This window comes from Bacteroides sp. AF32-8BH (assembly GCF_003435205.1).
GTDB lineage: Bacteria > Bacteroidota > Bacteroidia > Bacteroidales > Bacteroidaceae > Bacteroides > Bacteroides ovatus.
Window position 1 is genome coordinate 117,348 of the sequence record NZ_QVLZ01000011.1, and the last position, 22,551, is coordinate 139,898.

A 22,551-nucleotide genomic window follows, 5' to 3' on the forward strand; every position below is an offset into this window, starting at 1 on the left:
GGAAGCGGATAGTCAGGTGGAAATTATCTATCTTTGTGGTAAATCAACCTTTACGAAGATGAAAAAACTGATTCTATTTCTTTCGCTGATATTATCGGTCGGTTTTGCATCCGCACAGTCGGAAATTCCTTCCGATAGTATTCGTCGTGCTCCATCTACCAATATCAAAGAGTTTGGTGGTTTTCTGCTGGATATGGGGTTAATGAACGTAGCAACTCCCGAACTTCCCAAGTTTAATTTAGATATGCCTAATATGACGAAAGATTATAATCAGCTCTTTCGTTTAAACACGGATATTACCTATTCTCAAGGATTCACTGACTCTTTTTCTTCGTCTTCTTACTCCGGGTTTTCCGGTTTTGGATACGGATATGGTTGGGGATTGTCTTCTTCTCCACAGTTTATGCAGATGGGATCTTTCAAACTGAAAAACGGAATGAGAATCAATACTTACGGAGATTACAACAAGGATGGCTGGCGGGTGCCTAACCGTAGCGCTATGCCTTGGGAAAGGAATAATTTCCGGGGAGCGTTCGAACTGAAATCTGCCAATGGTAATTTCGGAATACGAATTGAGGTGCAGCAAGGAAGAAATGTTCCTTATTAAATAATAATTAGGCACGGATTACACGTATGTCACGGTCTTTAGGGTTATCATTGCTGAAAAATAACCGCGTTAATCCGTGTAATCCGTGCCTAAAAAATAGCAATTAATTAGTGGCAGGTACTTATTAAAATCAGGAAAATCAGAAGGCTTTGTCTGCCGCACTGATTGCATTGGCTATACGGTCACACCACGAATCAAATTCCGGGTCGGGTGTTTGAGTTTCCGGATGAGAAAGCATATAATGTACAGCTTGCCGCAATCCGTCCGCCATAGAGATATGGCATATAAAATCCGGGACGAGCCGCTTTATCTTCGAATTATCGAAAACAACCGTAGCTGCTTTATCTCCTAAGAGTTCCCCCCTGAAATCATAATGATCGCTATGTTTGGCAAGGAAATCGGATGCTACGTGCAATGCGTTCAGAGGTTTGCCTAACGCATCGGCGATTGTCTGGTAAATCTGATTCCAAGTCATACTTTCATCGGTAGTGATATGAAAAGCGTTCCCAATGGCATGTGGATTCGCCATCAGTCCGACATAGCCTTTGGCAAAATCTTTGGAGTGAGTCAGTGTCCACAAAGAGGAGCCATCGCCGGGAATAATGACAGGTTTGCCGTCAAGAATCCGTTTGAGAATCTGCCAGTTTCCCTTATCTCCATGTACGGCTACGGGAGGTTTGGTTCCGTTATAGGTATGGCTGGGACGAACGATGGTCACCGGAAAACCACTTGTCCGGTAGGCTGACATCAATACCTCTTCCGCTTCTATCTTGTTTCTGGAATACTGCCAGTAGGGATTGACCAGAGGAGTGCTTTCGGTAATGCGATAATCGGTTAATGGCTTTTGATAGGCAGAGGCACTGCTGATAAAGATGTATTGCCGCGTTTTATTCTGAAACAGGCGGATATCACGCTTTACGTCTTCTGCCGTATAACCGATGAATTGCGCAACCACATCGTAATGTTCAAGTGCGATGGCTTTTGCCACAGCTTCTTCATCATTAATATCCGCAATGATACTGTGAATTCCTTCCGGCATTTTTTTTGAGCCGCGGTTAAGGAGAGTAATCTCCCACCCTCTCTGTTGCGCCAATGCAACTACATCTGTACTGATAGTACCCGTTCCTCCAATGAATAATGCTTTCATAAAACCTGTTTTTTTATATTCTCCGGAGCAAATATATCAATTCCATGACTTACTTCCAGCAATCATTGCCATTTATTTTTCCGCCCGCAAGTTTATGTAGTATACAGATTACTGATTCTTGTACCCTTATTACTGATTTGAGGTATGAAATAAAAAAGATACCTCCAAATGTTTTATCTTTGTATCAGATTAATAACAAAGCATATGGATGAAATAACAAAAATTGAAACCGTCGATCAGTATGACCAGTTGTTTGGACTGGAGACATTGCACCCTTTAGTTAATGTAATCGACTTCTCAAAAGCTACCAAGTCGGTTGAGTATATCCGTATGAACATCGGATTCTATTGTCTGTTCCTGAAAGATGCCAAATGCGGGGATCTCACATACGGACGTAAGAATTACGATTATCAGGAAGGAACGGTTGTCTGTATGGCACCGGGACAAGTGAGCGGAATAGACAACCGTAACCGAACGGCTCCCCGTACCAAGTCGATTGGGGTTTTATTCCACCCCAATTTAATCCGTGGAACTTCATTAGGACAGAATATCAAAAACTATACTTTTTTCTCTTACGAGGTAAATGAGGCATTGCATCTTTCAGATCAGGAAAGAGAAATCGTAACCGATTGCATACATAAAATCCGGCTCGAACTGGAGCATACTATCGACAAGCATAGCAAGCAACTTATCGTACGGAATATCGAACTGCTACTGGATTACTGTATGCGTTTCTACGAACGGCAGTTCATTACACGCAATCAGGCGAATAAAGATATAGTCGTTAAATTCGAGCAATTACTGGACGAATATTTCCAAAATCAGGTGGCAATGACCGAAGGACTGCCATCCGTGAAATACTTTGCAGACAAGGCATGCCTCTCTCCTAATTATTTCGGGGACCTGATAAAGAAGGAAACCGGAAAAACTGCACAGGAATATATCCAGTGCCGGATTATCGAACTGGCCAAAGAAAGAATACTGGAAGGTGTTCAAACTGTCAGCCAGGTAGCTTATGAACTGGGATTTCAATATCCACAGCACTTCAGTCGGTTATTTAAAAAGCATGTCGGCTGCACCCCGAACGAATATAAACAAAAAAACTAGACGTATTTTAGATACAGGAGTCTCAACATCATGGGAGATAAAGTACTCAAAATAGGAACCGTGCATCAATGCAATTGTTGCCTGGGGAGTAAGACACTACACCCGCTGGTAAGTGTCATCGATCTCTCAAAGGCTGACTTGTCAGCTCATACGGGCATCAAGTTCGACTTTTATACGATTCTATTGAGTGAGTGTAAATGTGAAGCGTATATGTATGGTCACCAGTATTATGATTTTTCGGATGGTACTTTGCTCTTCCTTAGTCCCGGAGAGTCTATCAATATGAAGGAAAACAGTAAGAATTTTCCTTCCAAAGGATGGATATTGGCTTTTCATCCCGATCTGATTTGTGGCACTCCGCTCGGACTTAATATACATAACTATACTTTCTTCTCTTATCTGCCTGAAGAAGCATTACATATATCTTTGCGCGAGAAGCAAATCATTCTGGAGTTTATGGATAAAATAAACCAGGAACTCGAACGTTGCATTGACCGACATAGCAAGAAGATAGTTTCCAAGTATATAGAACTATTGCTGGATTACTGTATCCGTTTCTACGAACGCCAATTCATTACACGTAATGAAGCGAATAAAACGATTATCAAACAATTCGATAAAATCATAAATAACCATTTTGAAACGAAACAGGTACCGACTGTCGATATACTTTCACATAAGTATTGTACGAACCTGCTTCATTTGTCTCCTGAATATTTCAACGACTTACTGAAGTATGAAACGGGGAAATCATTTAAAGAGTATATCGAGTTCAAACGCTTCGAGATTGCCAAAGATTGGTTGGTGAATACTGATAAAACAATCAATCAGATAACGCAAGAGCTGGGTTTTCAGAATCCACAGTATTTCAGCCGGTTATTTAAGAAAATCACAGGTTGTTCTCCGAATGATTTCAGGATACCTAATTGAAAGTATATGTCAAAGGGATTAGAGGAAGATAAAGCAATCAAAAAGTCTTAATAAAATTTGAATTGGGATATCAAATTCTTAATCTATGTTATGAAACATACTTTTTTTCTTGGAATATTTGCTAATTTCGCAATAGTCCGTATCTTTGCAATGTGTTTTTCATAGTATTAGATTTAAGGTTAACAAAGGTTGGAGCAAGGCGTTGCTCCTTTTTTTATGTCTATACGTAAGCTCTCTCCTTTTTCTTATTCATGATAATATAGGAATTACGCTATTTTTCAATAACTTTGCAAAAAGAGAGATGTCAATTATGTCTCGATAAGACAGATCAAAAGGTTCTCTTTTTACGTTACATATAAAAAGATTATTTAATCCTTGTAGAATAATGGAAACAATGCAACCATATTATCGTCTGATGAAATCAATCCTCTTTGTATTATTTCTTTCTTTTGGCATGATTTCATGTGAGAAAGAGGATCCTGTTTCTACCTCTCCAACTACAAGGCAAACGGATGACTCAACTACTGATCCGACAGATCCCGATCCGACTGATCCTGTTGTTCGTTCGAATAATGAACAGACGGTGTTCATGTATCTACCCTGGTCGAACAATCTCACTTCTTTTTTCTATCAGAACATTGCCGATTTGAAAAGTATCATCGGAAACAATATATTGAAGAATGAACGGGTGATCGTATTTATATGTACATCGGCCACCAAAGCCACTCTCTCCGAACTTGTCTATGAGAATGGCAAAGGTGTACAGAAGACTTTAAAAAACTACGATTATCCGGATCCTACCTATACAACTGCAGAGGGCATCACTTCTATTTTGAACGATGTACAAACCTATGCTCCCGCCAAACGATATGCAATGATTATCGGATGCCACGGAATGGGATGGATACCTGTATCGAGAGCAGTTTCACGCAGCAGCTTGCAGATTAGTAAAAAGCACTGGGAGTATGAACATGCACCGATGACACGTTTTTTTGGAGGAACACAAACGAAATATCAAACTGATATTACTACGCTTGCCGGAGGTATTTCGAACGCGGGCCTAAAGATGGAATATATACTTTTCGATGACTGCTATATGTCTACGGTAGAGGTTGCCTATGACCTTAAAAACGTAACAAGCCACTTGATAGCTTCTACAAGTGAAATAATGGCCTATGGGATGCCATACGACAAAATAGGCCAGTACTTAATCGGAAATATAGATTACGAAAAGGTCTGTGACGGTTTCTATTCTTTTTATTCAAATTATGTGACTCCCTGCGGAACAATCGGTGTTACTGATTGCTCGGAATTAGACAACCTGGCGGCTATTATGAAAGAAATAAATCAGCGTTATACGTTTAACGAAGAATTAACGGGCGAATTACAAAGATTAGACGGATATACGCCTACCATATTCTTTGATTACGGTGATTACGTTTCCAAACTATGTTCCGATCCGGATCTATTAGAACAATTCAACGAGCAGCTGAAACGCACTGTACCCTTTAAAAGGAATACCAAACAGTATTTTACAGCAATCTCTTCCTCCTACTATGGAGAAAGAATTGATATCAATACTTTCTCCGGAATCACGATTTCCGACCCAAGCACTAATCCGGGTGCTTCAAAAAAGAACGAAACAGCGTGGTATATTGCCACTCATTAAATCTACTCTAAGAAGCATACGGTGGTAGAGAGTTGATTCTTTACATGTGGTCTGTCAAATCTCTTAATAAAAATTGAATTGAGAAAACCAATTCTTAATCAATGTTATAAAACATACTTTTTTTCTTGGATTATTTGCTAATTTCGCAATAGTCTGTATCTTTGCATTGTGTTTTTCATAGTATTAGATTTAAGGTTAACAAAGGTTGGAGCAAGGCGTTGCTCCTTTTTTTATGTCCATACGCTAGATACTCCTTTAAACATGGCATGACATTATCCCTTAATCACCGCCATTGGAGCCAGCTCCACCAACGGTTTCACCAAGTCCCGCTCATTCGCTATCACTTGCGCAATATCTTTATAAGCTCCCGGTGCTTCATCCAGTTCGTTCTGCGAACGAAGTCCGTGAATGATACCTTGCTGATCCATTCTCTCCTTCTCTTCATCCAGTGACAAACGGCGACAGGCATCCTTTCTTCCCATTAATCGACCTGCACCATGCGAACAGCTTTTGAAACTCTCCGGATTACCCAGTCCCTCAACAATATAAGACTTGGTACCCATAGATCCGGGGATAATACCGATCTCGCCCTCATAGGCACGCGTAGCACCTTTTCGGTGTACAATCACATCCTGATCGAAGTGATTCTCCCAAGCTGCATAGTTGTGGGCAATATTAATCATAGGATCAAAGTCCGTTTCAGGTTTCACTGCCTGGATGGCTTCACAAATACGAGTCATCATCAACTGACGGTTGGCAAAGGCAAAGGCCACACAATAATTCATTTCACGGAAATAATCCTTTGCCATCTGTGTCTCCATTGGCAGGTAAGCTAGTCCCGATACCATTTCAGAATACCATTTCTCATTCCAATATTGCGCAATCTTATTATAGTGATTGGCAACCTTCAAACCAATGTTACGGCTTCCGGAGTGAATCATCACCCAAACATCAGACGTTGCGGTATCTTTTTGAATCTCAATAAAGTGATTTCCACCTCCCAGAGTTCCTATCTGCTTCAAACAAGCCTCGTACTGATTCTTCAAAACAGGCATCTCTTCAAAGTCGAATCCTTGCGGAAGCAATTCCTGATCCTGCTTTTTATTCTGATGATCGAATCCCAAAGGAACAACCGCACGAATCTTCGACATAATGGAAGTCAAATCCGTATAACTAAAATCTTCCGCTTTTAGATTTGTCTTAATCGCACACATACCACAACCGATATCCACTCCCACAGCATTGGGAACAATCACGCTATTGGTAGCCAACACACCGCCAATAGGCATTCCTTTTCCCGCATGCGCATCAGGCATGATGACAATATGTTTAAATGCAAAAGGCAGTGAAGTCAAATCCATGATCTGCGACATACAAGAGTCCTCTACTTCATCCAACCAAAGTTTAGCGGGTAAACGTGTTCCCATAATTACTTTTTCCATACATCTTTTCTTTTATCAATTCATATAAATCTCGTTATCGGGAGCAAAGTAAGAAGGGAAGTACGAAATCTATTTGCGTAGTTGATATTATTTTTTATTTTTGTAGAAATAATCTATAACATCTATATATAGAACCTAATGAAGAAGATATTAATTATCGGCGCCAACGGATTCACCGGACGCCAGATTTTAAATGATTTATCTGCTTGTAAACAATACAAGCTGACGGGCTGCTCCCTGCATCCGGATATTCTTCCCAATAACGCGGAGGATTATCGTTTCATCGAAACAGATATACGGAATGAAGCGGACGTTAGTCATCTCTTCAAAGAGGTTCAACCCGATGTAGTCATTAATTGCTCCGCTCTGTCCGTGCCGGACTATTGCGAAACGCATCATGAAGAAGCCTATCTTACCAATGTTACCGCAGTAGGCCAACTGGCCGATTTATGCGAAGAATACAAAAGCCGGTTCATTCATTTATCTACGGACTTTGTTTTTGATGGAAAGATAAACGAAACTGCCGGGCTGTTATATACAGAAAAAGACCTCCCTGCCCCGGTCAACTACTACGGATATACCAAATGGAAAGGAGAAGAGAGAGTGGCAGAAACTTGCAGCAGTTATGCCATTGTCCGTGTAGAAATCGTTTATGGCAAGGCACTGCCGGGACAACACGGTAATATTGTACAGCTAGTAATGAACCGTCTGAAAGCCGGACAAGAAATACGTGTCGTATCCGATCAATGGCGGACACCAACCTATGTTGGAGACGTTTCGGATGGAGTGCTACGTTTAATAGAACATACGGCGAATGGCATCTTCCACATCTGTGGCGATGAATGTATGACCATTGCAGAGATTGCCTACCAGGTAGCAGATTATATGAAACTCGACCGTTCTCTTATCCATCCTACCACCACAGAAGAAATGAATGAAAGCACTCCCCGTCCCCGCTTCAGTGGTATGAGTATTGATAAAGCCCGGACAATGCTCGGATACAGGCCCCAAAAGTTAAAAGAAATTCTTGCGAACTGGGATAAATTATAAGGGAAAGAGCACATAACCAACTTTTTACAACCATCTATCTCGTTCCGGATATTCCTTTCTCTTTATTTATTGCATATTTATTTTGAAAATATGCAATAAATAACTATCTTTGCACCAAATTCAAAAAAGACCAATGATGAATCAAACATTACAATTACATAACGCTACTCTTTTTCTTGCAGGAATACCTATTTTCTGTAAGTCTTGTTGCGTGCATGTGCATTGGTTCAGTGGATTCATCTAAATTTCCCAACTATTTCTTTACAGGAACTACCTGCTGACTTGTTTTGTTAGCCATAGCAGTATTCCTTTCTGATTTTCAAGCAGATGTAATATCTTCTTTGAAAATTCTTTTGTGTGTTGTCAATCATCAGTTTAACCTAACCCCAAATATATACAATTATGTTCTCTATTATATCTACCATGTTTTTAGGAATCGGCATCGGCTATGTATTGCGTAACTGGAGTATTCTACAGAAGACAGAAAAGACAATTTCTCTTACAATATTCCTGTTGCTCTTTATTCTCGGTGTATCTATCGGTTCTAATAGCCTGATTGTGAACAATCTTGGTAAGTTCGGATGGCAAGCCATTGTTCTTGCTGTGTCCGGTGTATTGGGAAGCCTGATTGCTGCCCGTTTGGTACTACAATTATTTTTCAGGAAAGGAGGCGAACAATGAAAGGAAGTCTGATCGTTATAGTATTCTTTTGTGTAGGCTGTATCATGGGAGCTTTCAATAAGTTCGAGTTCGATACGCACACAGTTTCCATGTACATACTTTATGCATTAATGTTACAAGTAGGAATCAGCATCGGTTCCAATAAGAACCTGAAAGCCATTGTTTCACATTTGCACCCTAAAATGTTGCTGATTCCATTGGGAACAATTATCGGTACGCTGTTATTCTCCGCCCTGGCAAGTTTGCTATTGCGTCAATGGAGCGTGTTCGACTGTATGGCAGTGGGAAGTGGATTTGCCTACTATTCACTCTCTTCCATCCTTATCACCCAATTCAAAGAACCCTCCATAGGACTGCAACTGGCTACGGAACTGGGAACTATTGCCCTACTGACTAATATTTTCCGTGAGATGATGGCACTTCTTGGTACTCCGATCATCAAGAAGTACTTCGGGAAACTCGCTCCTATTTCAGCAGCAGGAGTCAACTCGATGGATGTACTGCTGCCTTCCATCACCAGATATTCTGGAAAAGAGATGATTCCCATCGCCATCCTGCACGGCATTCTGATTGACATCAGCGTTCCCGTTTTCGTTTCTTTCTTCTGTAATCTTTAACCCTGTCCAGGAATAATAACCTTATTTATTAATGCCCGGAAACAGCCAATACAAACTTGATATCAGCATAGGAGACATCGTCTCCTAATGCTACCTTTATAGCGAATATTCCCATGTATTCATGTTCATCCAAATACTTGCGAATCTTCGCTATATTTTCAGCTTTCACCACCTGCTCCACTTTGATCTTTCCCGAACGGACATAATGCTCCAGATGTCCGGCAATGGTTCCGGATACCAAATCACGAGCCTTGGCTATTTCATCTATATTCATTCCCTGACGGAACATTTCATAGCTAACCAACTTCGTATCTTTCTTCGCCTCCTTCTTTTTCTCCTTCTCCGCCTCTTTCTCCTGTTTCTCTGCCTCTTTCTGCAGCTTCGTCTTTCGTTGCCTTGCAGTATCATCACTATTACCGGAGGAGATTAACAGATCCGTCATCTCCGGTCTTTCCAATTGATTCTCCGCCACATACTTGCGGATAATACCCAGAATCTCAAGCCCGTATTTCTCTACTCCTTTCGCTCCAAAATAAGGTATTGCCTCCAAAGCTCTTGGACTATCCGGTAGCAGATTCACAATCCCCATCAATGCCTTTTGTTGCATAATCACATAAGCAGGAACATTCATCTCCCTTGTTTTAGCTGTTCTCCATTCAGACAGGGCACGATAAAGCTCCGGATGCAGAATATCCGTAGGAACTTCCACCTTTACCTTTTCAGCACTGCGTGTACGCTCTTTCCGTTCCTTGCGTTCTTTCTTCTCTTTCAAAGCCTTCGAAGAACCGGAGGACGTAGAATCATCTTCAAGGCTCAACATTACTTTAGCCTTCAACTTCAAATAATCCGTGATAGCAAACTTCCCTCTTGTAGACACAGCTTCCAACAAAGACTCTTTAATCCACAACGCATCATCCAGCGCCTGCATACGCTCTGCCAACAGCTTTCTCAACTCTTTATTATCAAGAGGCATATTAGTCTTATCATACAAAGCCCGAACCGGTTCCAACTCCTTATGAAAATATCCGGCACCGGAACGAATCCGCTCCTGCAACTCCTCATTCGCCGCATAATCCTCACTCTCATGTATCAACCGGGTATACTGATTGCGGAAACGTTGAGACACCTCCACAATCTTCTCTTTAACATGGGGAGCCAACGCCTTATATTCAGCCAACTGCTTCGGAAAGAGCTTGTACAAATCCTCATCCATAAGACGAAGCAACCGTTTATAAGCCTGATCGATCGAATAGAAATTAAACAAATCACTCAACAAATCAAAGAAATACGCCCTTTGCATATCATTCAACTGCTGGCTACCCGGCTTATTCTGCTCCACCGCTTTGGTGAAATTATCCACCGTAGCATCACTTATTATGGCTTCCCTGCGCAAAGGAGACTCCAACACCATACCCTCCAGCGTCTTGCAACGACTCAAAGCCACGTAAGTTTGTCCATGTGCAAAGGAATTCCGCGCATCAATAATAGCACGCTCAAATGTCAAACCCTGACTCTTATGTATCGTAATAGCCCACGCCAAACGAATAGGATACTGGCGGAACGTCCCCTCTATCACTTCAGTGATCTCCTTCGTCTCCTCATTCAACACATACTTATAATTCCCCCACTCTTCCGACAACAACTGAAATTCGGATCTATCCCCTTTACCACGCACCACAATACCCGTTTCATTAACCGCTACCACCTCACCAATCATACCGTTATAATACCGTTTCTCGGACGATGGATCATTCTTCAGGAACATTATCTGTGCTCCCTCCTTAATTGTCAGAAGTTTATCCGCAGGATACGAATATTCAGGAAAATCCCCCTCTATCTCGGCACTAAAATGATACGCCTTGCCGGGCAACGATGCCAGTTCGCAATCATTAACCCTCTGTGCCTGATTATTATGTGTCGTCAGACGAATATATCCCTCTTCTTTCTGCGGCTGAAAGCCGGGCTGATAACGACGGTTCAGTTCATTCAACACTTCATCATCCGCCTTATTCTCCCGAATTTTATTTAATAAAGAAAGGAAGAACGTATCACTCTGACGATATACTTTCTTGAGTTCAATCGTCATATATGCCGTTTCTTTCAATGCATGACTTGCAAAGAAATAAGGAGTCTCATAATACTTTCTCAACAACTCCCACTCATTGTCTTTCACGACAGGCGCCAGCTGTTGCAAATCTCCAATCATCAACAGTTGCACCCCACCAAAAGGTTTCTCCCTATCGCGATACCTCCGCAGAGTTGCATCCACCGCATCCAACAAATCAGCACGCACCATACTGATCTCATCAATAACCAGCAAATCCATACTACGGATGATATTCCGCTTTTCTTTACTATAACGATAATGTGTCTGGGAAGAATTAAAGGTTGTTTCGGGCACAAAAGGAGCAAAAGACAACTGAAAGAAAGAATGAATCGTTACGCCTCCCGCATTGATAGCTGCAATCCCTGTCGGAGCCAATATGACCATGCGTTTGGGCGTATGTTCTTTCAATCGTCTAAGAAATGTCGTTTTCCCGGTTCCAGCTTTTCCGGTAAGAAATAAATGTGTGCCTGTATTTTCAATGAACTGCCAAGCAAGCTGCAGTTCCTGATTATTTTCCATGCTTTTCCAATTTTCGGTAAAGTTACTGAATATTCTTTTTCTTTCGTCTTGATACGAAAGAAAAAGAACCAAAAAGAAAGAATCAAGGCTGCGTTTTTCCGGTTACTCCGGTGCTTCCTCCGGCTAAAGGGCAGAAACTCGCTACGCTCAAACAGTCTGCCCTTTTTAACGCCGGAGAAACCACCTGCGCTTGACGCCGGAAAAACGAGGCCGGAAGACCTGCGGGTGGAAGCCTTACAATGTGGGAAGCTTTATTATTAAAAAACTCACCATATAAAAAGAGGACATAGAATAAAAGGCTAATAGAATGATAACCGATGTAGCCTATGTAGTATAAAGAGACTTATGAAAGGTTTATACCCCTTATAAAAAAGCTTTGCTATATAAAAGCCGCAGACGTTATACGACTCAATATAGCAAAGCAGAACAATATATAATAAAACTATAAACGATATAACAGCGACTCACCAAAGCAATATCAGACATATCGCACGGCTCCCCCGCAACCCCATCCAGAACAGCTTCCCCACAAACCTACCCTACAACATTCAAGCAGCAACACCCACCCCGCCAGGTTCCCCGGCCTACTTTTCTCTCCGTCAGGCGAGCGCCCGTAACGGAGCGTTAAGAAGGGCAAACTGTTTGAGCGTAGCGAGTTTCTGCCCTTTAGCGAAGTGAAGGAAGCGAGTAGGAGAAAAAAGTCAGCCTTGAATTTTTCTTTGCTTCTTTCTTTTGTTTCAAGACAAAAGAAAGATGATTAATTACTTCATGGATCCCCCTACAATATCCAGCAATTCGTTTGTAATCGCCTGCTGACGACTCTTATTGTACTGCTTCGTCAAATCCTGGATCAGCTCGTTTGCGTTGTCCGTAGCCACTTGCATAGCCAACGTACGTGCAGCATGTTCCGAAGCATTGGAGTCAACAGCGGCAGTAAAAATCTTCTGGCTCAATACAGTGGGGATTAAGCTCGCGATTAATTCCTCTGCGTTCGGTTCGATGATATAATCATTGGCAATCTCGTTCTCCTGTACCTCCTCTTTATTCTCTCTGTCCTCTTCACTTACGACGTTCGTCAGATTAATGGGGAGATACGTCTCACGAAGAAGAATCTGTACCCCCATTGATTTGAAGTGATGATAGATTATTTCCACCCGGTCCACTTCGCCTGCTACATACAGATCCATCAGTCGGTGAGCCAGTTCGGCAGCCTCCTGATACGTTGGTTTGTCGGAGAGCGTTGGAGAAACCTCCTGCGGTTTGAAACCCATCCGTTTGGCCGCTTCATCCACCTTCTTGCCTACCGGGAATATCAAGATATTATCCTGTCCTAAAGTACGGAATTCCCCGATAGTCTGCATCATCATTTTGATGACATTGGCGTTGAAAGCACCACAAAGAGAAGTGTTCGAAGAAAAAACAACGATTGCTACACGCTTCACTTCACGCTCCTGCACATAAGGAGATTCGATAGGCAGGTCCGCGCTTAGGAAGTTAGTCAGAATCTTGTTCAACTTCTTTTGATAAGGCAGCATATTCTCAATGGCCCCTTGTGCCTTGTGTAATTTGGCAGAAGCCACCATCTTCATTGCTGAAGTGATTTTTCGGGTACTCTTGACCGAATTTATTCTGGTTTTTACTTCTTTCAGTGAAGCCATAGTGATAATTAAAAATTAATAATTAAAAATTAAAGGGCGATCTGATTTATAAAAAAGCCAATTAGATAAATCAAAAACCATTCAGATTTATTTTAAAGGCCAATCAGATAAATCAATGACCGATTAGATAAATTGTTTAGTGACCATGGCGGCAGTCTCTTCGATAGCCTTAATCACATTATCATCAATCACACCCGTTTTCAATACATCCAATACATCCTCCTGATGATTCAGTTGCAGCGATTCGATGAAGCTACGTTCAAAGTCCTGCACCTTATCCAGAGGAACATCGTGGAGCAGTCCGTGTGTACCACAGTAGAGAATAGCAATCTGCTGTTCTACGGGCATCGGGCTGTATTGAGGCTGAATCAACAGCTGGCCGTTCTTACGTCCCTTGTCAATCGTCAATGCGGTAATCGGGTCCATGTCGCTACTGAACTTGGAGAACGCTTCCAGTTCACGATACTGTGCCTGGTCGATCTTCAATGTTCCCGCCACTTTCTTCATAGCCTTAATCTGCGCGTTACCACCTACACGGGATACAGAGATACCGACGTTGATAGCCGGACGCGTACCCTGGTTGAACAAGTCAGTTTCAAGGAATATCTGTCCGTCGGTGATAGAAATCACGTTCGTCGGGATATAAGCCGATACGTCACCAGCCTGCGTTTCGATGATAGGCAATGCCGTGAGCGAACCACCGCCTTTGACAATTCCCTTCAGACTTTCCGGAAGATCGTTCATTTCGCGAGCCACTTCCTCCTGACTGATAATCTTGGCAGCACGTTCCAACAGACGGGAGTGCAGATAGAAGATATCACCCGGATAAGCCTCACGACCTGATGGACGGCGAAGAATCAGAGAAACCTCACGATAAGCTACCGCCTGCTTGGAAAGGTCATCATAAACCACCAACGCATGACGACCGGTATCACGGAAATACTCGCCAATGGCAGCACCCGCAAAAGGAGCGTAATACTGCAATGCAGCCGGATCACCAGCCGTAGCAGCCACCACAATCGTGTAGTCCAGTGCTCCGTACTCACGAAGCGTATTAACGATAGAAGCAACGGTAGAACCCTTCTGACCGATAGCCACATAAATACAATATACAGGATCACCTGCCAGGAAGTTACTGCGCTGGTTGATAATCGTATCAATAGCGATGGCAGTCTTTCCCGTCTGGCGGTCGCCGATAATCAACTCACGCTGTCCGCGACCGATAGGAATCATGGCGTCTACCGCCTTCAATCCCGTCTGCAACGGTTGGTTCACAGGCTGACGGTAGATTACCCCCGGAGCTTTCCGTTCCAATGGCATATCATACAGTTCGCCACCAACCAGCCCCTTGCCGTCGAGCGGTTCGCCCAGCGGGTCGATCACACGTCCCAGCATGTCCTCTCCTACACGGATGGAGGCGATACGTTTGGTACGCTTCACGACGAATCCCTCTTTGATCTTGTCCGTCGGACCCAACAGCACAGCACCCACGTTGTCCTCTTCGAGGTTCATCACGATTGCTTTGATACCATTGTCAAACTCCAGCAATTCATTGGCTTCGGCATTTCGCAATCCATAGATACGCACTACGCCGTCGCTCACCTGGAGCACCGTACCGATTTCGTCAAGTTGCACATTGGCGTTGATTCCTTCGAGCTGCTTGCGCAATATATCAGATACTTCGCTTACTTTTATATTTTCAGACATTATACAATTCTCCTATTCTTATCAATAAATTGTTGTTTCACTCGCTTCAACTGCGTGGCAACGCTTGCATCCAGTCGGTAGTCGTTGACATCAAAGATAAATCCGCCTTCGATCGAAGGATCTATCACCGTTTCGAGTTCCATCTGGGCGTGCAAGATATGCTCTGCTGCGGAACGAATCCGGTTTTCCGTTTCCTTGTTGACGGGAACGGCTGTAATGAGCTTACCCACTCCGATATGCTTCAGCTTCCGGTAGAGATCCAGATACATCAGGCTGATAAATTGCAGATAGCCTTCACGCCTGTTTCGCAGTACCAAAGTGATAAAACGGACAAACTCTCTGGTCGATTTTCCGTCACCGTCGGCAGCCGTGCAGACTAACGCCAACTTTTCCTTCGTTGTGATGACCGGATTATCAAGTGCTTCGCGCAAACCGGGCTGTTCACAAAAACTGTGCGACAGCGTCAGGAACTCCTGATATAACCTGTCCTCCAGACCTTTTTCCTGTGCATATTCAATGATGGCTTTTGCATAACGCATTGAGAGTATTCCGACTTCCATCTTCCTTAGTTCTTATTCGGGGTTAGTACTTCATCCAGCATACGGTCGATCATGCCCATCTGTGCTTCCTTGTCCTCAAGACTCTTGCGGAGCACTTTCTCGGCGATGTCCACAGAAAGCACGGCTACCTGGCGACGGATGTCGCGGATGGCTTCGTCTTTCTCTATCTGGATTTGTTGTTTCACCGCATCCAGTTCTTTTTGTGCGGCAATTTCGGCTTGTTTACGGGCCTCGTGAACAATCTTGTCACGTTCTTCCATTGCTTCCCTCAAGATGCGTCCTTGTTCTTTGTTGGCGGCAGCCACCAATGCGTCGCCTTCCTCTTTCAGTTTAGACAACTGGGCATTAGCCTCTCTCGCCACCTCCAAAGACTGGTCGATATAGGTCTTACGACCCTCCACCATCTTGATGATGACGGGGAAGCCGTATTTCGCCAATATCACGAACACAATCCCGAATGAGAGAAACATCCAGAACAGCAGGCCACTATCAGGTAATAGTAATGACATATCTTTTAATTAGAAATTAAAGACTATAAATTAAAAGCTGGGGTGGGTTCTCCCTTTTAGAGGAAGAACACCAACAGACAAACTACTACCGCCAACAGAGCCACACCTTCAATCAAGGCGGCGGCGATAATCATGTTCATACGGATGTCCCCTGATGCTTCCGGCTGGCGTGCGATTGCCTCCATTGCCGAACTACCAATCTTACCAATACCCAAACCAGCTCCGATTACTGCAAGACCTGCACCGATAGCTGCACCTAATTTACTAACTCCTACTGCTGCTGCAGTGGCTTGTAACAATACTGATAGTAACATAATTTTCAGTTTTAAAATGGTTTATATTTTCTCTTGTTTATTATTTAATCATTCATTCCGCGCGTTTATTCCGTATTCTTTTTATCAACGTTTTCACCGCGTTTCATTTCAATTTTCTTCAGCTTTCACTTTGGCACCTTCCTGTGCCAGACCGATAAACACTGCCGACAACATCGTAAATACGTAAGCCTGGATGAAAGCAACCAACAACTCAAGCGCATTCATAAAGATGTTGAACAATACAGAAGCCACCGTCAGCGTGCCGTTCAGTGCAGGCCCCATGCTTGCCGAGATAAAGATCAGGCAGGTAAGCACCAGCATCGCCATGTGTCCCGCCAGCATATTGGCAAAAAGACGAATCATCAAAGCAAACGGTTTCGTAAAGATTCCGAAGAACTCGATGAATGGCATCATCGGTATAGGCACTTTCAGCCACCAAGGTACATCAGGCCAGAAAATATCCTTCCAGTAATGTTTCGAACCGAAGATATTCACTGCCAGGAACGTGCAGACTGCAAGCACCATAGTGATAGCGATATTTCCCGTCACGTTCGCACCTCCGGGGAAGAACGGAATCAATCCCATCATGTTATTGATAAAGATGAAAAAGAACGCTGTCAGCAGATACGGTGCAAACTTCCGGTAGTTGGGTCCTACACAACTCTTGATAATATCGTCGTTCACCATCATGATGAACATCTCCATGAATCCGATAAATCCTCCCGGCGCTTTCGCTCCTTGCGGACGTTTTCTGTACCAGTGTGACACGCTCAATACGATGATGAGCAACAACACGCTGTTGAACAGCAAAGCAAATGTCACTTTCGTGATGGAAATATCCCACGGGCGGACCTGTTCGCCTGCCGCATTATACTCTACCAGTTTGCCCTCGTACTTACTTCCTTCGGGAGCGATGGAAAGTCCTTCATAAGTCCCTCCATTCTCTTCGAGACGGGAAGAAAGGAACGTGTGCCAACCTGTAGTGCTACTATAAACAATAATAGGTAATGGTATAGTAATGTGCGTGTTACCCCACGTCGTAATATGCCATTCGTAGGAGTCGCCGATATGACCGAACACAATTTCTTTCACATCCACCGTGTTCTCCTGTTCCTCTTTCGGAGTAATCTCGTCCTGCGTCTGTTGTGACACCGCTTCCCCCTCCTGTTCCTGTGCAAGAACCGGCAAGCTGACTGCCGCCATGAGGCAGAACAGAATCAACGGAGCTACTATGTTATGCAACTGTTTCATTTTTCTTCTTATTTTTCTTTTTCCGTTTCTGATTCAACTCAAAAGAGAAGAAGAACCAGGTTTCGAATACCAGATATATCAAATAGAACAAGATAAACGTCAGCAGAAAGGCTCTGGCTTCTTCGCGAACGGCAAGACAATAAATCAATACCAGAATCAGCGAAAGAATCATTTTTATCATCTTCGTTGCCAGATACAACAGTAACATTCTCTGTGGAGCATGCCGACGGCAAGCGTCGAAAGCATAAATGCTAAACAGCCCGAAGAAGTAAAAATAGATCGGAATAAACGGATACCCTCCGAAATAATGCCCCGGCAAAGCGAAGTGTAGAATGACAGCTCCGAGTGCCCCGCTAATTACCGCAAATAAGGTATGCCACCAAATAAAATTCCGTTTAGTTTTACTAATATTCACCATGTTACTGTGTTTTTCTGTAAGATTATAACCTCGTTTTTTTCAATTTTTTAATGCTTAGTCTTTGTGCCGGTGAGGAGTTTCCGTCAGGAAACACAGGCAGAAACCGTACCGTCACTCATTTCGACAAAACCGCCCTGAATATCCATCGTGTGCTCTTCTCCGTCCATCGTCGTGTAACTCAACGTTCCCGCTTTCAACGACGAAACAATGGGCGCATGCCCGGGGAGAATAGAAAACGAACCGATCATTCCCGGCAATGTGACAATCTTCACATTTCCGTCGAATATGCTCTTTTCGGGCGATACTATACTCAAATGCAGTTCTTTCATCATGCTATCTTTTTATTTTTTTGCTGCCTGTTCCAGCAATTTCTTACCTTTCTCTATTGCCTCCTCAATGGTTCCGACATTCAAGAAAGCCTGTTCGGGAAGATAATCCACTTCTCCTTCCAGAATCATCTTGAATCCCTTGATGGTGTCTTCAATACCCACCATCACACCCGGAACGCCTGTAAACTGTTCAGCCACGGCAAACGGTTGTGAAAGGAAACGCTGCACACGGCGGGCGCGGTTCACTACCATCTTGTCTTCTTCCGAGAGTTCTTCCATACCGAGGATGGAGATAATATCTTGTAATTCCTTGTTACGTTGCAGAATTTGTTTCACTTGCTGCGCTACGTCGTAGTGTTCCTGGCCAACAATGTGCGGGTCGAGGATACGTGACGTAGAAGCCAACGGGTCTACCGCCGGATAAATACCCAGCTCCGTAATCTTACGGTCGAGCACGGTAGTTGCGTCCAAGTGGCTGAAAGTTGTTGCAGGAGCCGGGTCGGTCAAGTCATCGGCAGGCACATACACCGCCTGTACGGAGGTGATAGAACCTTTGCGGGTAGACGTGATACGTTCCTGCATCGCACCCATTTCCGTAGCCAACGTGGGCTGGTAACCAACAGCGGAGGGCATACGTCCCAAAAGGGCGGACACTTCCGAACCTGCTTGCGTGAAACGGAAGATATTATCAATAAAGAACAGAATATCGCGTTTCTCACCTTCTTTTCCTGCGTCGCGGAAAGATTCCGCCACCGTCAGTCCGGACAATGCCACAGAGGCACGTGCGCCCGGAGGCTCGTTCATCTGACCGAAAATCAGAGACACTTGCGATTTCTCCAGTTCGTTATAATCCACTTTCGAAAGATCCCAGTGACCTTTCTCCATTCCTTCTTTGAATGCTTCGCCGTAACGGATTACACCGGATTCAATCATTTCGCGCAGCAAGTCGTTACCTTCACGGGTACGTTCACCTACTCCGGCAAATACAGAGAATCCATTATGTTTCTTGGCGATATTATTGATAAGTTCCTGAATCAATACAGTCTTTCCTACACCGGCACCGCCGAACAAACCGATTTTACCACCTTTGGCATACGGTTCGAGCAGGTCGATCACTTTGATACCTGTGAAGAGCACCTCTTGCACAGTAGTCAAATCCTCAAACTTAGGGGGGTCGCGATGAATGGAATATGCACCTTTGCGGTCGAGTCCTTTCATACCGTCGATCGAATCACCGACTACGTTCATCAGTCGTCCTTTAATCTGTTCGCCAATCGGCATCGTGATCGGGCCTCCGGTGGGATACACTTTCATGCCTCTCTGAAGTCCGTCAGTACTGTCCATCGCTACGGTACGCACCGTATTTTCGCCGATATGTTGCTGAACTTCTACAACCAGTATTTTGCCGTTTGGCCTCTTTATCTCCAGTGCGTCGTGGATGCTTGGCAGCACCAATTCTGCATCCGTACCCTCAAAGTACACATCGACCACAGGGCCGATCACCTGCGAGATATGTCCGATAATCTGTGACATAAGCAATCTCTAATTTATTTATATTATTCTTTTCTCTCCTTTTTGACTTTATAATATGAAAGGAATGCACATTTTTCGCGTTTTACCTATTTCATTATTATAATAAACAGTTGAGTTCAGTTTTTGTTCAACTATTTTCTATATCCCATAAACTTCTGTCCTTAGAAATAGTTAAAGAAACAACTGCGCAAATGTAGAAACAATTCCGTGTCGTTGTGCTTCCTTTTTCATAATTTGTCGTTCGATAACACTTATTAGACCTACAATGACTACAGATTGACCAATTCAGGCAAATTTCTGCTACAAATCAATAGCAAAACAAGTTTGGGGGCAATAATCTATCAATAAACTAAATTAACCCATCGAGTTTCCTATCTCTTTGTTAAAAATCAATGGATTAGCAAAAACAAGAAATAGTGGCAAAAACAACTAGTTTTGTGCTCGAACACAGAAAAGTCCGTATTTTCATGTTTTCCTTAAGAAAGTTTAAAGCCATATTTCCTGTTTTTCTCCTATCTATTCTATTCCTTATATATTCCGCATTTTTGCATTAAGATTCACATCCATCTTTATAAAGTTCCCAATTTGCATAAAAGAGCAATATAATAACGCCACATACAATTATTATCTCATTTTTTTGCTGTAATTTTGCACCACTAATATAAAACACTCAAAATGATGAAGAAAATACTGTTACTCGGTTCTGGCGAACTAGGAAAAGAATTTGTAATTTCAGCTCAACGTAAAGGCCAGCACATCATTGCTTGCGACTCCTATGCAGGAGCACCGGCTATGCAAGTGGCCGATGAATTTGAAGTATTCGACATGCTGAACGGTGAAGAGCTGGAACGCGTGGTGAAGAAATACCGCCCGGACATCATCGTTCCGGAGATTGAAGCCATCCGTACAGAACGCTTATACGACTTCGAGAAAGAAGGTATCCAGGTAGTTCCCAGCGCTCGTGCCGTGAACTTCACGATGAACCGCAAAGCCATTCGCGACCTTGCCGCCCAAGAACTCGGACTGAAAACAGCCAAATACTTCTATGCCAAAACTCTGGAAGAACTGAAAGAAGCTGCCGATAAAATCGGTTTCCCTTGTGTCGTTAAACCATTGATGTCTTCTTCCGGCAAAGGACAATCGCTCGTGAAGAGTGCCGACGAACTCGAACATGCCTGGGAATACGGATGCAGCGGCAGTCGTGGCGATATTCGCGAACTTATCATTGAAGAATTTATCAAGTTCGACAGCGAAATCACCCTGCTCACCGTTACCCAAAAGAACGGCCCTACCCTCTTCTGCCCTCCTATCGGACACGTGCAGAAAGGTGGCGACTACCGCGAAAGTTTCCAGCCTGCACACATTGATCCCGCCCATTTGAAAGAAGCGGAAGAGATGGCGGAGAAAGTAACCCGTGCCCTCACAGGTGCAGGACTTTGGGGAGTTGAGTTCTTCCTAAGCCATGATAATGGAGTCTATTTCTCCGAACTCTCTCCTCGTCCGCATGACACAGGTATGGTGACACTGGCGGGCACACAAAACCTGAATGAATTTGAATTGCATCTGCGTGCCGTACTCGGCCTGCCCATTCCCGGCATCAAACAAGAACGGATAGGCGCAAGCGCTGTGATCCTTTCCCCGATTGCCAGCCAGGAACGTCCTCAATATCGCGGACTAGAAGAAGTGACCAAAGAAGAAGATACTTATCTCCGCATTTTCGGCAAACCGTTTACACGTGTCAACCGCCGTATGGGTGTGGTACTTTGTTATGCTCCGCTTGATTCTGATTTGGATGCGTTGCGCGACAAGGCTAAGAGAATTGCAGAGAAAGTAGAAGTTCATTAATACAAGAAATTCAGAGATAAGATGAATAAAATCCGCCAAGTAAACCTGTCTGATATTCCAGCACTGCAAGAGCTATATCAGCATACAGTTCTGACTGTGAACCGAAAAGATTATACAGCCGAAGAAGTAGCAGATTGGGCTTCGTGCGGAGACGATACGTCACACTGGAATGAGCTTTTCGAAGAACAACATTATGTGGTTGCAGAAAACGAAGAAGGCGTGATTGTAGGCTTTGGCTCTGTAAACGATGACGGATATATGCACACGCTGTTCGTTCACAAGGACTTTCAGCATCAAGGTGTCGCAACATCTTTGTATAAGCATCTCGAAGCATATGCACGAGAAAGAGGTGCGAAAAGATTAACATCGGAAGTTAGCATCACGGCAAAACCATTTTTTGAAAAACAAGGTTTTCAGGTCGATGAAGAGCAAAAGCGGAAAGCTAATCAAATGTGTCTCACCAATTATAAGATGAGCAAGCAGCTCTGTTAATCACATCTAATCATTTCTAAGATGAAAACATAGAAGAAAGCTCATTTGCAGATAAAGAA

21 protein-coding genes are annotated in these 22,551 nt (G+C 43.4%); 9 read left to right on the forward strand and 12 right to left on the reverse strand.

All coding sequences use genetic code 11. From position 1 onward, the window contains the following. Positions 1-58: 58 nt before the first annotated feature. Positions 59-607: an occludin gene (locus tag DWZ47_RS09880; protein ID WP_117512985.1), complete on the forward strand. Its 549-nt coding sequence runs from the start codon at positions 59-61 to the stop codon at positions 605-607. 139 nt (positions 608-746) lie between these two features. Here DWZ47_RS09880 and DWZ47_RS09885 read toward each other — a convergent pair whose 3' ends face one another. Then, a complete protein-coding gene (locus tag DWZ47_RS09885) occupies positions 747-1,754 on the reverse strand; it encodes an SDR family oxidoreductase (protein ID WP_004295777.1) in 1,008 nt (335 codons plus the stop codon). Positions 1,755-1,958: 204 nt separating this feature from the next. On the opposite strand from DWZ47_RS09885, the gene DWZ47_RS09890 reads away from it, so the two are divergent. From DWZ47_RS09890 to DWZ47_RS09905, 3 genes are all read left to right on the forward strand, one after another. Next, positions 1,959-2,861 (forward strand): helix-turn-helix domain-containing protein, encoded by a 903-nt coding sequence (locus DWZ47_RS09890; protein ID WP_117512987.1) that lies wholly within the window; start codon positions 1,959-1,961, stop codon positions 2,859-2,861. A gap of 30 nt (positions 2,862-2,891) precedes the next feature. Then, positions 2,892-3,791, forward strand: coding sequence for a helix-turn-helix domain-containing protein (locus DWZ47_RS09895; protein ID WP_117512989.1), 900 nt, complete (start codon positions 2,892-2,894; stop codon positions 3,789-3,791). Positions 3,792-4,176: 385 nt separating this feature from the next. Further along, the gene (locus DWZ47_RS09905) at positions 4,177-5,460 is read left to right on the forward strand and encodes a clostripain-related cysteine peptidase (RefSeq protein WP_004295772.1); all 1,284 of its coding nucleotides are present in this window, start codon (positions 4,177-4,179) and stop codon (positions 5,458-5,460) included. Positions 5,461-5,732: 272 nt separating this feature from the next. On the opposite strand, the gene DWZ47_RS09910 is transcribed toward DWZ47_RS09905, so the two are convergent. Then, on the reverse strand, positions 5,733-6,902 hold the full coding sequence (locus DWZ47_RS09910) for an RtcB family protein (protein ID WP_117512990.1): 1,170 nt from the start codon (positions 6,900-6,902) through the stop codon (positions 5,733-5,735). A 138-nt stretch (positions 6,903-7,040) separates the two neighbouring features. Between DWZ47_RS09910 and DWZ47_RS09915 the strand changes: the two genes are divergently transcribed. The 3 genes from DWZ47_RS09915 to DWZ47_RS09925 all read left to right on the forward strand — a co-directional run bounded on the left by DWZ47_RS09915 (position 7,041) and on the right by DWZ47_RS09925 (position 9,250). Then, positions 7,041-7,952: an SDR family oxidoreductase gene (locus DWZ47_RS09915; protein ID WP_032843541.1), complete on the forward strand. Its 912-nt coding sequence runs from the start codon at positions 7,041-7,043 to the stop codon at positions 7,950-7,952. A 402-nt stretch (positions 7,953-8,354) separates the two neighbouring features. After that, positions 8,355-8,633, forward strand: coding sequence for a LysO family transporter (locus DWZ47_RS09920; protein WP_004303461.1), 279 nt, complete (start codon positions 8,355-8,357; stop codon positions 8,631-8,633). Continuing rightward, the gene (locus DWZ47_RS09925) at positions 8,630-9,250 is read left to right on the forward strand and encodes a lysine exporter LysO family protein (protein WP_004295766.1); all 621 of its coding nucleotides are present in this window, start codon (positions 8,630-8,632) and stop codon (positions 9,248-9,250) included. The genes DWZ47_RS09920 and DWZ47_RS09925 overlap by 4 nt, the downstream gene beginning before the upstream one ends. 28 nt (positions 9,251-9,278) lie before the next feature. On the opposite strand, the gene DWZ47_RS09930 is transcribed toward DWZ47_RS09925, so the two are convergent. From DWZ47_RS09930 to atpD, 10 genes are all read right to left on the reverse strand, one after another. Further along, positions 9,279-11,876, reverse strand: coding sequence for a helix-turn-helix domain-containing protein (locus DWZ47_RS09930; protein WP_117513010.1), 2,598 nt, complete (start codon positions 11,874-11,876; stop codon positions 9,279-9,281). A 761-nt stretch (positions 11,877-12,637) separates the two neighbouring features. Continuing rightward, positions 12,638-13,534, reverse strand: coding sequence for a F0F1 ATP synthase subunit gamma (locus DWZ47_RS09935; RefSeq protein ID WP_004308865.1), 897 nt, complete (start codon positions 13,532-13,534; stop codon positions 12,638-12,640). Between the two features lie 123 nt (positions 13,535-13,657). Continuing rightward, entirely contained in the window at positions 13,658-15,241 is a 1,584-nt protein-coding gene (gene atpA / locus DWZ47_RS09940; RefSeq protein ID WP_004308864.1) for a F0F1 ATP synthase subunit alpha, read from the reverse strand. Beyond that, complete coding sequence (locus tag DWZ47_RS09945; protein WP_004295760.1) at positions 15,241-15,801, reverse strand: F0F1 ATP synthase subunit delta; 561 nt, start codon at positions 15,799-15,801, stop codon at positions 15,241-15,243. The genes atpA and DWZ47_RS09945 overlap by 1 nt, the downstream gene beginning before the upstream one ends. A gap of 5 nt (positions 15,802-15,806) precedes the next feature. Next, positions 15,807-16,310, reverse strand: coding sequence for a F0F1 ATP synthase subunit B (gene atpF / locus DWZ47_RS09950; RefSeq protein ID WP_004295759.1), 504 nt, complete (start codon positions 16,308-16,310; stop codon positions 15,807-15,809). A gap of 56 nt (positions 16,311-16,366) precedes the next feature. Further along, on the reverse strand, positions 16,367-16,624 hold the full coding sequence (atpE, locus tag DWZ47_RS09955; RefSeq protein WP_004308863.1) for an ATP synthase F0 subunit C: 258 nt from the start codon (positions 16,622-16,624) through the stop codon (positions 16,367-16,369). A 108-nt stretch (positions 16,625-16,732) separates the two neighbouring features. Continuing rightward, positions 16,733-17,875 (reverse strand): F0F1 ATP synthase subunit A, encoded by a 1,143-nt coding sequence (atpB, locus tag DWZ47_RS09960; RefSeq protein WP_004303465.1) that lies wholly within the window; start codon positions 17,873-17,875, stop codon positions 16,733-16,735. Then, complete coding sequence (locus tag DWZ47_RS09965; RefSeq protein WP_004303466.1) at positions 17,859-18,293, reverse strand: hypothetical protein; 435 nt, start codon at positions 18,291-18,293, stop codon at positions 17,859-17,861. Before DWZ47_RS09965 ends, atpB begins: the two co-directional genes overlap by 17 nt. A gap of 83 nt (positions 18,294-18,376) precedes the next feature. Beyond that, positions 18,377-18,622, reverse strand: a complete 246-nt coding sequence (atpC, locus tag DWZ47_RS09970; protein WP_004303467.1) for an ATP synthase F1 subunit epsilon — start codon at positions 18,620-18,622, stop codon at positions 18,377-18,379. 12 nt (positions 18,623-18,634) lie between these two features. Next, positions 18,635-20,155, reverse strand: coding sequence for a F0F1 ATP synthase subunit beta (atpD, locus tag DWZ47_RS09975; protein WP_004295754.1), 1,521 nt, complete (start codon positions 20,153-20,155; stop codon positions 18,635-18,637). Positions 20,156-20,833: 678 nt separating this feature from the next. Between atpD and purT the strand changes: the two genes are divergently transcribed. Beyond that, entirely contained in the window at positions 20,834-22,000 is a 1,167-nt protein-coding gene (gene purT, locus DWZ47_RS09980) for a formate-dependent phosphoribosylglycinamide formyltransferase (RefSeq protein WP_117513012.1), read from the forward strand. 21 nt (positions 22,001-22,021) lie between these two features. Next, on the forward strand, positions 22,022-22,492 hold the full coding sequence (locus DWZ47_RS09985; RefSeq protein WP_004295751.1) for a GNAT family N-acetyltransferase: 471 nt from the start codon (positions 22,022-22,024) through the stop codon (positions 22,490-22,492). The last annotated feature ends 59 nt before the right edge of the window (positions 22,493-22,551 follow it).